Here is a 12,530-nt window from a genome sequence, read left to right on the forward strand (position 1 = left end):
GCTTTCCACTCCAGACGAGCGACCCAGCGTGGCCGCCCATGCAAACCGGCGATTAACCCCATCACTCCCAGTCGAGACCGCCTTTCTTCCAGATATAGGCAAAGCCCAGCAGGAATTCGAGCAGAAAAATCATCATTGCGATGAAACCGGGCCAGCCGATGTCCCGCAGCGCGACGCCCCACGGAAACAGGAACGCGGTTTCGAGATCGAAGATGATGAACAGGATGGCGACGAGGTAGTACCGGACGTCGAATTTCATCCGGGCGTCTTCAAAGGCTTCGAAGCCGCACTCGTATGGTGCGTTCTTCTCGACGTCCGGCTTGTTGGGACCAAGGAGCTTGCCGATGCTGACCAGCGCTATACCTAAACCAGTGCCCACGAGGAGGAACAACAAGACGGGGTAATAGGCTGCGAGGTTCAAGGCAATCCTCTATCGGTTGGTTCTGAGCGTCCGGAGAATACCACTTCCGGCGGAAGGAATCATTTCGGAGTGCGTGCGATCACAAGACAATCGCAAGACATACCCCACAAATGAAAAATGCCAGCCACTAGAAGCGGCTGGCATTGAGTAACTTTGGTGCCGACGGCGAGACTCGAACTCGCACAGCTTTCGCCACTACCCCCTCAAGATAGCGTGTCTACCAATTTCACCACGTCGGCACTGCATGCAACTCGGGTTGTGCTGCTTGTTCCCGCGAATCGCTTCAAGAATTAAATTCTAACCCGAGTTCCAGATTTGTTCAACGCACAACCGCAAAAAATTTGGCTTTTTATTTCGGGACATCCTGGCCCGGCGCGCTCGCGGCCGAAGCCGCTGCAGCGGACGCCGCGACGGCCGGTGCCGACGCTGCGGGCGCCGATGCCGGTGCGGTCGCAGCCGCGCCCAGCACGCCTGCCGACGGCGTCGACTTGTATGAGCCGAGGTACGTCAGCGCGAGCGTCGCGACAAAGAAGATCGTGGCCAGCACGCCCGTCGTGCGCGACAGGAAGTTCGCCGAGCCCGTCGCACCGAACAGGCTGCCCGACGCGCCGCTGCCGAACGCGGCGCCCATGTCGGCACCCTTGCCGTGCTGCAGCAGCACGAGCCCAATCACACCGAGTGCAGACAGCACCTGCACGACAATAATCAGCGTCTTGAATAACAGCATCACACCCACCCGATTGGATCAGGCGACCGGACCAACCGGCCACCATCATGTTTCAATTCGACCCCGGACCGCTCAACGTGCGGCCCGGCAGATCGCCAGGAAATCTTGCGCCTTCAGCGACGCGCCGCCGATCAGGCCGCCGTCGATGTCCGGCTGCGCGAACAGCTCTTCCGCGTTGTCCGGCTTCACGCTGCCGCCGTACAGCACCGACACGTGCGCCGCACCCTTCGCCGCGAGACGCGCACGCAGGAACGCGTGCACATCCTGCGCCTGCGCCGACGTCGCGCTCTTGCCGGTGCCGATTGCCCACACCGGCTCGTACGCGACGACGATGCGGGCTGCTTCGTCAGCCGTCAGCACGGCCAGCACCGCGTCGAGCTGCGCACCGACCACCTGCTCGGTCGCGCCCGCTTCACGCTCGTCGAGCGTTTCGCCGACGCACACGACGGGCGTGAGGCCCGCCGCGAGCGCGCGCTGCGTCTTCGCCGCGACGGTCTCGTTGCGCTCGCCGTGATACGCGCGACGTTCCGAGTGACCGACGATCGCATAATGCGCACCGAACTCCGCCACCATCGCCGCAGCGACTTCGCCGGTGAACGCGCCCTGCTCGTGCGCGGACACGTCCTGCGCGCCGAACACGACACGGCCAGCGCCGAGCTGCGCCTGAACCTGCGCGAGGTACGGGAACGGCACGCACACGCCGATCGACGTTTCAGCCGCCACCGCGCCCGCGCCCTGCACCACTTCATTGAGCAACGCCTGGTTGCCGGCCAGCCGGCCGTGCATCTTCCAGTTGCCGATCACTCGCTTTGTTCGTTGTTTCGACATCGTGTCTGTCTCGTCACTATCGTGTCATTAACGTACCGGAAACCGGCCGTCAGGCTGGATCTGGCGAAGCAAACCCGCGATTTTACTGCGCGCGACTTGAACCGGTCAAACCGCGTATGTCAAGTGCGGCCGCCGAAGGCTTCAGGCGGTCGTACCCCAATCGAGCACGATCTTGCCGATATGCTCGCCGCTCTCCATCAGCGCATGCGCCTGCGCGGCCTCGCCGGCCGGCAGCACACGGTAGATGACAGGCTTGATGCGACCGTCCGCGAGCAACGGCCAGACACGCGCCTTCAGCTGTGCGGCGATGCGCGCCTTGAACTCGACCGGACGCGGACGCAGCGTCGAGCCCGTCACCGTCAGCCGGCGACGCAGGATCTCGTTCAGGTTGACCTCGGCCTTCGCGCCGCCGAGCAGCGCGATCAGCACGAGGCGGCCGCCATCCGCGAGCGCGGACAGCTCGCGCGGCACGTACGAACCGGCCACCATGTCGAGAATCACGTCGACGCCGCGATCGTGCGTCAGCGACTTCACGACTTCGACGAAGTCCTCGGTCTTGTAGTTGATCGCGCGTTCGGCACCAAGCGCCTCGCACGCACGACATTTGTCGGCGTTGCCGGCCGTCGCGAACACGCGAAAGCCGAGCGCATGCGCGATCTGGATCGCCGTCACGCCGATGCCGCTCGAGCCGCCCTGCACGAGCAGCGTTTCCTGTTCGCCGCCTTCGCCCGCGCCCAGCAACGCACGGTCGAACACATTGCTCCACACGGTGAAGAACGTTTCGGGCAACGACGCGGCTTCGATGTCGGTCAGCCCGTCAGGCACCGGCAGACATTGCGGCAACGGCGCGACCGCATACTCGGCGTAGCCGCCGCCCGCGAGCAGCGCGCAGACGCGGTCACCGAGCTTCAGGCCGAACGGGTTCAGCGCGGCATCCGACAGGTCGCCGCCGACGATCTCGCCCGCGACCTCGAGGCCCGGCAGATCGGAGGCGCCCGGCGGCGGCGCGTATGCGCCCTTGCGCTGGAAGACGTCCGGCCGATTCACGCCGGAAGCCGCCACCTTGATCAGCACTTCGCCGCGCTTCGGTTCGGGGCGCGGACGCTCCGCGAGCTTCAGCACGTCGGGGGCGCCGAATTCGGTGATTTCGATGGCTTTCATGGGTGGTCGCTCCAGGATCGGAATCGGGGGCGCATCCGTGCGCGGCACGGGCGCGTCGCCGGCGCTGCTGCGCCGCGCAACGATGCTACAGAAAAAACGGCCGGCGCGCTTTCGCACGGCCGGCCGTTCTCACGCCTTTGCGCTTACTGCTGCGGCGGCGTATCCGACTGCGACGCCGCTGCTTCGTTCAGCAGCGCCTTCGCCGACAGACGCACGCGACCCTTCTCGTCCGTCTGGATCACCTTGACCTTAACCTGCTGGCCTTCCTTCAGGTAGTCGTTGATGTCCTTCACGCGCTCGTTGACGATTTCCGAGATGTGCAGCAGGCCATCCTTGCCCGGCAGCAGGTTCACGATCGCACCGAAATCGAGCAGCTTGAGCACCGTGCCTTCGTACACCTGGCCGACTTCGATCTCGACCGTGATGTTCTCGATGCGCTTCTTCGCTTCGGCCATGCCTTCGCTGCTCGTGCTCGCGATCGTCACGACGCCGTCATCCGAGATGTCGATGGTCGTGCCCGTTTCTTCCGTCAGCGCGCGGATCACCGAACCGCCCTTGCCGATCACGTCGCGGATCTTTTCCGGATTGATCTTGATCGTGATCATGCGCGGCGCGAATTCCGACAGCTGCGTGTTCGCACCCGAGACCGCCGACGTCATCTTGCCGAGGATGTGCATGCGGCCTTCCTTCGCCTGCGCGAGCGCGACCTGCATGATTTCCTTCGTGATGCCCTGGATCTTGATGTCCATCTGCAGCGCCGTCACGCCTTGCTCCGTGCCGGCCACCTTGAAGTCCATGTCGCCGAGGTGATCTTCGTCGCCGAGGATGTCGGTCAGCACCGCGAACTTGTTGCCTTCGAGGATCAGGCCCATCGCGATACCCGCGACGTGCGCCTTCATCGGCACGCCGGCGTCCATCAGCGCGAGGCAGCCGCCGCACACCGACGCCATCGACGACGAACCGTTCGATTCGGTGATTTCCGACACGACGCGGATCGAGTAGCCGAATTCGTCGGCGCTCGGCAGGCACTTGACCAGCGCACGCTTCGCGAGGCGGCCGTGGCCGATTTCGCGGCGCTTCGGCGAGCCGACGCGGCCCGTTTCGCCGGTCGCGAACGGGGGCATGTTGTAGTGGAGCATGAAGCGCTCGCGGTATTCGCCTTCCAGCGCGTCGATGATCTGCTCGTCACCCTTCGTGCCGAGCGTCGCGACGACGAGCGCCTGCGTTTCGCCACGCGTGAACAGCGCCGAACCGTGGGTGCGCGGCAGCACGCCGGTGCGGATCTCGATCGGACGCACGGTGCGCGTGTCACGACCGTCGATGCGCGGCTCGCCGTTCAGGATCTGCGAACGGACGATCTTCGCTTCGATGTCGAACAGGACGTTGCCGACGGTGGCCTTGTCGGCCGCGACCGTGCCGGCCGCCTGTGCATCTTCCTCGAGCTTCGCCGAGGTCGCCGCGTAGACTTCCTTCAGCTTCGTCGAACGCGCTTGCTTGTCGCGCAGCTGGTAGGCGGCGAGCAGGTCGCCGTGCGCCAGTTCCGTCACGCGCGCGATCAGCGCCTCGTTCTTCGGGGCCGGCTGCCAGTCCCACTCGGGCTTGCCGCCTTCGCGCACGAGTTCGTGGATCGCGTCGATCGCCGTCTGCATCTGCTCGTGACCGAACACGACCGCGCCCAGCATCACGTCTTCCGGCAGTTGATCGGCTTCCGATTCGACCATCAGCACCGCGCGCTCCGTACCGGCGACGACGAGGTCGAGGCTCGATGCCTTGAGCTGGTCACGCGTCGGGTTCAGCACGTATGCGTTGTCGATGTACGCCACGCGCGCGGCACCGACCGGACCGTTGAACGGCAGACCCGACACGGCGAGCGCGGCCGATGCGCCGATCAGCGCGGGGATGTCCGCCGGAATTTCCGGGTTCACGGACAGCACGTGGATCACGACCTGCACTTCGTTGTAGAAGCCTTCCGGGAACAGCGGACGCAGCGGACGGTCGATCAGGCGCGACGTCAGCGTCTCGTGTTCCGACGGACGGCCTTCGCGACGGAAGAAGCCGCCCGGGATCTTGCCGGCCGAGTAGGTCTTTTCGAGGTAGTCGACGGTCAGCGGGAAGAAATCCTGGCCCGGCTTCGCCGACTTCGCGCCGACGACGGTTGCCAGCACGACGGTGTCTTCCACGTCGACGATCACGGCACCGCTCGCCTGACGCGCGACTTCACCGGTTTCGAGGCGCACCTTGTGCTGGCCCCACTGGAATTCCTTCACGACCTTGTTGAACATGGACATGGTTGCTCCTTTGAATTCATTCATTTCATTCGCCGTGCGGGCCATCCCGCGCGGCGGCGTCCCGACCGAATCACCCGGAGCAAGGTGTGTTTTTTATGCCATTCCAGCGCAACGCTCGACGAGCAACGCGATGGAATGACACAAATCCCAACCCCGGTATCAGCCGTTCCGGCAGTCCGGCAAGCGCGTGCCGAACAACCTGCGGTGCGCGTGACGCTACGCACCGCGCAAAAACAAAATGCCTGCATCAGCGGACTGACACAGGCATCTTGCTGGCGGCAATCGCCTCGATTACTTACGCAGACCCAGCTTCTCGATCAGCGCGCGGTAACGGTCGGCATCCTTGCCCTTGAGGTAGTCGAGCAGCTTGCGGCGGCGGCTCACCATGCGCAGCAGGCCGCGACGGCTGTGGTGATCCTTCGCGTGGGTCTTGAAGTGACCCGTCAGTTCGACGATACGTGCGGTCAGCAGTGCGACCTGGACTTCGGGCGAGCCCGTGTCGTTGGTACCACGCGCGAACTGAGCAACGACTTCCGACTTCTTGATATCTGCAACAGACATGTGATTTCCTTTTTCCTACTTGCTAACTGAACAGGCGGACACGGAAGAATGGCCGTGCCGTGACTTACAACCGGCGGGCATTGTAACACAACTGCACGCCGTTCCATCGCCTCCTGTCACGGGCGCGTCATCGAGCAGGTCGACGGCATCGCCGTACGCTGGGCGGGCACCGCGAGGACCGTCCGGAACCCATAGCCCGAGCCCTCGTTGTCAAAGCGCACGCCCGGCGTGCCGGCCTTGTCCATCTCCATCACGTAAAGGGGCTGGATCAACTGGTGATCCTGTGCGCGCATCGTCGACGCGTGGAAGCCGTCGTCGAACGACAGCCCCTCCAGCGCGCGCGCCACCGCGACCGGGTCGGCCGAGCCGGCCCGAGTCATCGCCGCCGCGAGCATGTCGATCATCAGGCTCATGCGCCGTACCGGATAGTCGTCCTGCGCCGCGGGGAAACGGGCCCGGAACGCGCGGTAGAACGCGTCCGACTTCGCGCCGCCGGCGTTCGGATGCCAGTCCGCGACGGCGATCACCCGCCCGACGCCGGCGTCGCCGAGCGCGGCCGGCGCGCCGAGGCTGTTACCGTAGAACGTATAGAACTTCGCGTTCAGCCCCTGCTCGCGCGCCGCCTTCACGAGCAGCGTGAGATCGTTGCCCCAGTTGCCGGTCACGACGGCGTCCGCGCCGCTCGCGCGGATCTTCGCGATGTACGGCGAGAAATCCTTGATGCGGCCGATCGGGTGGAATTCGTCGCCGGCGATCGTCACGTCGGGGCGTCGTTCGGCCAGCGCCTGCCGCGCGAGCGTGCTGACGTCGTGGCCGAAGCTGTAGTCCTGGTTCAGCAGATAGACCTTGCGCAGCGCGCGATCGCGCGCCATCACGTCCGCCAGCGCCGCCATCCGCATCCCCGCGTGCGCATCGAAACGGAAATGCCAGAAGCTGCAGCGCGCGCCGGTCAGCGCCGGATCGTCGGCCGAATAGTTCACGAACAGCATCCGGCTGTCCGGATTACGCGCGTTCAGCTTGTCGAGCGCCGCGACGAGCGCGGCCGCGACCGCCGAGCTGTTGCCCTGCGCGACGAAGCCGATGTGCCGGTCCGCCGCGGCGCGCAACTGCACGAGCGCCTCTTCCGGGCTGCCCTTGCTGTCGAGCACGACGAGCTCGAGCGGATGCGCGCCATCGCGCAGCTTCACGCCGCCCGCCGCATTGACCTGCTCGACGCCGAAGCGCAGGTTACGCTCGACCGCCGCGCCCGCATTCGCGAACGGGCCCGACATTCCTTCGATCAGCGCGATCCGCACCGGCTCGCCTGCCGCGAACGCGGACGACGCCAGCATCCACCCCGCACTCAATGCGAGCGCGCACCGTTTCCACTGCTGCATCGGCTACCTGCCCTTCAATCTGTCCGAGAAGCGCGGATCATAGGCCGCGGGCGCTGCCGGCCGCAAGCGCGGTGCGACACCGCGCCCCGAGCACCCTGCCCGCGATGCGCACCGATTTTTTCGGCCCGACGCGCCGGCGCGCGCCGTCCGTGATACAACTGAACGGTCAGAGTGTTCTGGAGAATCCGATGCGAATTCGCATTCCCGTGCGCCTGCCGGTACTGGTCGCCTGCGCGGCGGCACTGCTCGCCGGCTGCGCGCAACCGTGGCAGCAATACCAGGCCGGCCAGGACGAGTCGGCGATCGTGGCGCGCATGGGCCCGCCGCGCGAAATCTATGACCTGCCGGGCGGCGGCAAGCGCCTGATGTGGCCGACCCAGCCGATGGGCGAGATCACCGTCGCGGCCGATGTCGACGCGGCCCACCGCATCATCAACGTGCGCCAGGTGTTGCAGCCGAGCGAGTTCTATCGCGCGGAAATCGGCAAGTGGACCAAGACCGACGTGCTCGTAAATTTCGGGCGCCCGGTCGAGACGTCCTACTTCCCGCTGATGAAGCGCGAGGTGTGGACCTACCGCTATCTCGAAGACAACGTCTGGTACATGATGTACAGCTTCTACTTCGATCCGCAGGGCATCCTGCGCACGACGCAGAAAACACCGGATCCACTCCACGATCCCGATCGCCGCAATCTGTTCTGACCGATTACGCATTTATCTGCAATTTTCGCAATGGCCATTCACGCATTATTGCGTGAATGGCCATTTCATTTTTTCCGTCATATTCGATTAACTCCCCAATCGCGCGGCAATCCTTTCCGATTGACGGCATTCGGTACGCAATCCCGCGCAACGCCGCCCCACACGGGCGCGGGCGGGAAACAGGTATATACGATGCATCTCATGCGTCGCAGTGGTGCATTCAATGCACCTTACCCGATCGAGTTGAAACAATTTGTATCAGTGGCACCCGGCGTTAGGGCATACCCCTAATATCAGTCGAAATTGAACCTTTCAGTTCAGAAAGGATCCTATTGCTCCACATCGTCCCGTCTTTGTTTGCCATTTGTTTTCCTTTATCGGAAAGGAGTCCTTATGAACCGCCCCAAGAGCATGCTGGTTGCCAACATCGCCTGGGCCCGCGAGACGCGCGATCACACGCCCGGCTTCTTCGACGCGCTTGCACGCGGCCAGAACCCGCGCGTGCTGTGGATCGGCTGCGCCGACAGCCGGGTGCCGGCCGAAACCATCACGCACAGCGTGCCCGGCGAGCTGTTCGTCCATCGCAACATCGCCAACCTGTTCCATCCCGACGATGACAATTCGGCCAGCGTGCTCGAATACGCGGTGCGCGTGCTCGAAGTCGACCACGTGATCGTGTGCGGCCACTACGGGTGCGGCGGCGTGCGCGCGTCGCTGCTGCCGCCGCCCGCCGACCTGCCGCACGTCGCGCGCCGCATCGCGCCGCTTTGCGCGCTCGCGCGACGCCATCGCGACGCGCTCGACGGACTCGACGACACGGCCGCCGCCGACCGCCTGGCCGAGCTGAACGTGCTCGAACAGGTGCGGCTGCTGCGCGCGTCGCCGATCGTGCAAGGCCGGAAGCGGCCGCCGCTCGTGCACGGCTGGATCTTCTCTCTCGCCGACGGCCTCCTGAAGGAACTCGACTCCGGCTATGCGGCGCCGCCGGCCGAACCCGAACCGGAGCATGCCGCCACGGCCGCCGCAGCCGCCTGACCCGCGCCCTTCCCCAACGCTACGAAATCGCCCAACCATGAAACTGAACGAGCGCCTGTCCACCCTGCCGCGCGACATCGTCGCCGGCATCGTCGTTTTCCTCGTCGCGCTGCCACTGTGTCTCGGCATCGCCAATGCATCCGGTGTCGAACCGTTCGCCGGGCTCGTGTCCGGCATCGTCGGCGGCCTCGTCGTCGCGCTGCTGAGCGGCTCGTCGCTGTCGGTCAGCGGGCCTGCCGCCGGCCTCGTCGTGATCGTCGTCGAAGGGATCGCGCAACTCGGCAGCTTCTCCGCGTTCCTGCTCGCGGTGCTGCTGTCCGGCGTGCTGCAGTTCGGCTTCGGCATGCTGCGCGCCGGCCGCTTCGCCGCCTATGTGCCGTCGCCCGTCATCAAGGGCATGCTCGCGGCGATCGGCCTGCTGCTGATCCTGAAGCAGATTCCGTTCGCCTTCGGCCTTGGCGGCTCGGCCGCGCAATCGTTTGCATCATGGGCGGGCCAGCCGACTGCCTGGGCCGCCACGGCCATCGCGCTCGCGTCGCTCGGGTTGCTGGTCGCGTGGGATACGCCGGCGCTCAAGCGCTTTGCCTGGGTGCGCTCGGTGCCCGCGCCGCTCGCGGTCGTCGTGTTCGGCATCGGCGCCACGCTGCTGCTCGGCGCGTTCGTGCCGTCGGTCGCGCTGGGCGCCGCGCATCGCGTGACGTTGCCCGAGCTCGAATCGTTCGCGGCGCTCGCGGCCTCGCTGAAGCACGCCGAGCTCGGCCCGAACTTCGCGCAGCTCGTCAATCCGGACGTATGGCGCGTCGCGATCACGCTCGCGGTCGTCGCGAGCCTCGAAACGCTGCTGAGCCTGGAGGCGGTCGAACAGATCGATCCGAAGCGCCGTCCGACCCAGCCGGACCGCGAACTGAAGGCGCAGGGCGTCGGCAATCTCGTCGCGGGCGCGGTCGGCGGGCTGCCGATCACGTCGGTGATCGTGCGCAGCTCGGTCAACGTGAACGCGGGCGCGCAGAGCCGGATGTCGGCGATCGTGCACGGGATCCTGCTGCTCGCCAGCGTGTTCGCGCTCACCGGGCTGATCAACCTGATCCCGCTCGCGAGCCTCGCGGCCATCCTGATCCACACCGGCTTCAAGCTCGCGAAACCGGCGCTGTTCCGCTCGGTGCTGAAGCAGGGTCCGGCCGCGTTCGTGCCGTTCGCCGCGACGATCGCGGGCGTGCTGGCGGTCGACCTGCTGTTCGGCATCGCGGTCGGCCTCGCGTGCAGCGTGCTGGCGGTCGCGGTGGCGAACCTGAAGAGCCCCGTCACGCTCGCGCAGCACGACGATCACTACCTGCTGTCGTTCCGCAAGGACGTGTCGTTCCTCGGCAAGGTGCAGGTCAAGCATCACCTGCGGCACATCCCGGACCGCGCGGCCGTGATCATCGACGCGACGCGCGCCGACTACATCGATCACGACGTGCTCGAACTGCTCGATGCATTCGTCGCCGATGCGCCGCGGCGCGGGATCACGGTGGAATTCCGCCGCCGCAACCCGGCGCCCCGCCCGGCCACGCGCCGCTGGCTGTTCCGCGCACCGGCCGCCGAATGAGCGGCGCATGAAAAAACGCCCCGGGCGGCGCAGGGCCGCACGGGGCGTTTAGGGCGCTCGGCGCGCAGCGCTTACGAGCGCTGCGGGTTGAGCTTATCGTCCTTCGAGTGCAGCTTGTTCAGCGCGGCGATGTACGCCTTCGCGGAAGCCGCGACGATATCGGGGTCGGTGCCGACGCCGTTGACGATCCGCCCGCTCTTCGACAGCCGCACCGTCACTTCACCCTGCGCCTGCGTACCGGTCGTGATCGCGTTCACCGAGTACAGCAGCAGTTCCGAGCCGCTGCCGACTTCGCCCTCGATCGCGTTGAACGTCGCGTCGACCGGGCCGTTGCCACGTGCCTCGCCGGTCACTTCCTTACCATCGAGCGCCAACACGACCTTGGCCTGCGGCTGCTCGCCGGTTTCCGAGCGCTGCGACAGCGACACGAACTTGTAGTGCTCCTGCTCCTGCGCGAACGCCGACTCCTCGGAGACGATCGCGATGATGTCTTCGTCGAAAATATCCGACTTGCGGTCGGCCAGATCCTTGAAGCGCATGAACGCGGCGTTCAGTTCGGTTTCGCTGTCGAGCGACACGCCGAGCTCCTGCAGACGCTGCTTGAACGCGTTGCGGCCCGACAGCTTGCCCAGCACGATCTTGTTCGCGGTCCAGCCCACGTCTTCCGCGCGCATGATCTCGTACGTGTCGCGCGCCTTCAGCACGCCGTCCTGATGGATGCCCGACGCGTGCGCGAACGCGTTCGCGCCGACCACGGCCTTGTTCGGCTGCACGACGAAACCGGTGATCTGCGACACGAGCTTCGACGTCGGGACGATCTGCGTGGTGTCGAGGCCCACGTCGAGGCCGAAATAGTCCTTGCGGGTCTTCACGGCCATCACGATTTCCTCGAGCGACGTGTTGCCCGCGCGCTCACCGAGACCGTTGATCGTGCACTCCACCTGCCGCGCACCGCCGATCTTCACGCCGGCGAGCGAGTTCGCCACCGCCATCCCGAGGTCGTTGTGGCAATGCACGGAGAAGATCGCCTTGTCCGAGTTCGGAATGCGTTCGCGCAGCGTCTTCACGAGGTTGCCGTAGAGTTCCGGCACGCCGTAGCCGACCGTGTCGGCGATGTTGATCGTCGTCGCCCCTTCGGCGATCACGGCTTCCAGCACCCGGCACAGGAAGTCGAGATCCGAGCGGCTGCCGTCTTCCGGCGAGAATTCGACGTTGTCGGTGAACTTGCGCGCGAAGCGCACGGCGAGGCGCGCCTGCTCGAACACCTGATCCGGCGTCATCCGCAGCTTCTTCTCCATGTGCAGCGGCGACGTCGCGATGAACGTGTGGATCCGCGCGCTGTTGGCCGGCTTCAACGCGTCGGCCGCACGCTGGATGTCCTTGTCGTTGGCGCGCGCCAGCGAGCAGATCGTGCTGTCCTTCACGAGACCGGCGATCGTGTGGATCGCGTCGAAGTCACCGTTCGAGCTGGCCGCGAAGCCGGCCTCGATCACGTCGACCTTCATCCGCTCGAGATGCTTCGCGATGCGGATTTTCTCTTCCTTCGTCATCGACGCGCCGGGCGATTGTTCACCGTCACGCAACGTCGTATCGAAAATGATCAGCTTGTCTGTCATGGGGGGCTCCAGGGCTCTTTATACGGGAATCAAACGTAATGAGATCGCGCCACCGCTGGCGACGCTCAACAACAGACGAGGCTTGACGGGGGGCGAGAACGGTCAGCGCGGCAGGCGCGCCAAAGCTAGCGCGCGTAGCGGCGCACCGGCTAGAAGGAGGGAGAGGCGGGAAAATGCAGTCATGCCAAAGACTATAGCGACATTCCGCAAGGCGCGCAATCGGACGGC

11 protein-coding genes and 1 tRNA gene are annotated in these 12,530 nt (G+C 65.5%); 3 read left to right on the forward strand and 9 right to left on the reverse strand.

What is annotated here, in order from left to right; genetic code table 11:
* Positions 1-61: 61 nt before the first annotated feature.
* From BAMB_RS11570 to BAMB_RS11605, 8 genes are all read right to left on the reverse strand, one after another.
* Positions 62-421: an NADH-quinone oxidoreductase subunit A gene (locus tag BAMB_RS11570; protein ID WP_006398798.1), complete on the reverse strand. Its 360-nt coding sequence runs from the start codon at positions 419-421 to the stop codon at positions 62-64.
* Positions 422-575: 154 nt separating this feature from the next.
* Positions 576-660: transfer RNA gene (locus tag BAMB_RS11575), tRNA-Leu, on the reverse strand.
* 110 nt (positions 661-770) lie between these two features.
* Entirely contained in the window at positions 771-1,148 is a 378-nt protein-coding gene (gene secG, locus BAMB_RS11580) for a preprotein translocase subunit SecG (RefSeq protein ID WP_006750457.1), read from the reverse strand.
* 72 nt (positions 1,149-1,220) lie between these two features.
* Positions 1,221-1,976, reverse strand: coding sequence for a triose-phosphate isomerase (gene tpiA, locus BAMB_RS11585; RefSeq protein ID WP_011657484.1), 756 nt, complete (start codon positions 1,974-1,976; stop codon positions 1,221-1,223).
* Positions 1,977-2,117: 141 nt separating this feature from the next.
* Positions 2,118-3,137: an NAD(P)H-quinone oxidoreductase gene (locus BAMB_RS11590; RefSeq protein WP_011657485.1), complete on the reverse strand. Its 1,020-nt coding sequence runs from the start codon at positions 3,135-3,137 to the stop codon at positions 2,118-2,120.
* A 143-nt stretch (positions 3,138-3,280) separates the two neighbouring features.
* Positions 3,281-5,425 carry a polyribonucleotide nucleotidyltransferase gene (gene pnp, locus BAMB_RS11595; protein ID WP_011657486.1) on the reverse strand — a complete coding sequence of 715 codons (2,145 nt, stop codon included), beginning with the start codon at positions 5,423-5,425 and terminating at the stop codon, positions 3,281-3,283.
* Between the two features lie 291 nt (positions 5,426-5,716).
* Positions 5,717-5,986: a 30S ribosomal protein S15 gene (gene rpsO, locus BAMB_RS11600; RefSeq protein ID WP_006398792.1), complete on the reverse strand. Its 270-nt coding sequence runs from the start codon at positions 5,984-5,986 to the stop codon at positions 5,717-5,719.
* A 116-nt stretch (positions 5,987-6,102) separates the two neighbouring features.
* Positions 6,103-7,362, reverse strand: a complete 1,260-nt coding sequence (locus tag BAMB_RS11605) for a branched-chain amino acid ABC transporter substrate-binding protein (protein ID WP_011657487.1) — start codon at positions 7,360-7,362, stop codon at positions 6,103-6,105.
* A gap of 188 nt (positions 7,363-7,550) precedes the next feature.
* On the opposite strand from BAMB_RS11605, the gene BAMB_RS11610 reads away from it, so the two are divergent.
* The 3 genes from BAMB_RS11610 (at position 7,551) to BAMB_RS11620 (ending at position 10,686) form a co-directional block, all read left to right on the forward strand.
* Entirely contained in the window at positions 7,551-8,063 is a 513-nt protein-coding gene (locus tag BAMB_RS11610; protein WP_011657488.1) for a hypothetical protein, read from the forward strand.
* 393 nt (positions 8,064-8,456) lie between these two features.
* A complete protein-coding gene (locus tag BAMB_RS11615) occupies positions 8,457-9,098 on the forward strand; it encodes a carbonic anhydrase (protein ID WP_011657489.1) in 642 nt (213 codons plus the stop codon).
* Positions 9,099-9,135: 37 nt separating this feature from the next.
* Entirely contained in the window at positions 9,136-10,686 is a 1,551-nt protein-coding gene (locus BAMB_RS11620) for a SulP family inorganic anion transporter (protein ID WP_011657490.1), read from the forward strand.
* 71 nt (positions 10,687-10,757) lie between these two features.
* Here BAMB_RS11620 and BAMB_RS11625 read toward each other — a convergent pair whose 3' ends face one another.
* Positions 10,758-12,302 carry a 2-isopropylmalate synthase gene (locus BAMB_RS11625; RefSeq protein WP_011657491.1) on the reverse strand — a complete coding sequence of 515 codons (1,545 nt, stop codon included), beginning with the start codon at positions 12,300-12,302 and terminating at the stop codon, positions 10,758-10,760.
* Between the last annotated feature and the right edge of the window lie 228 nt (positions 12,303-12,530).

The organism is Burkholderia ambifaria AMMD (assembly GCF_000203915.1).
In the GTDB taxonomy this organism is placed as follows: Bacteria; Pseudomonadota; Gammaproteobacteria; order Burkholderiales; family Burkholderiaceae; genus Burkholderia; species Burkholderia ambifaria.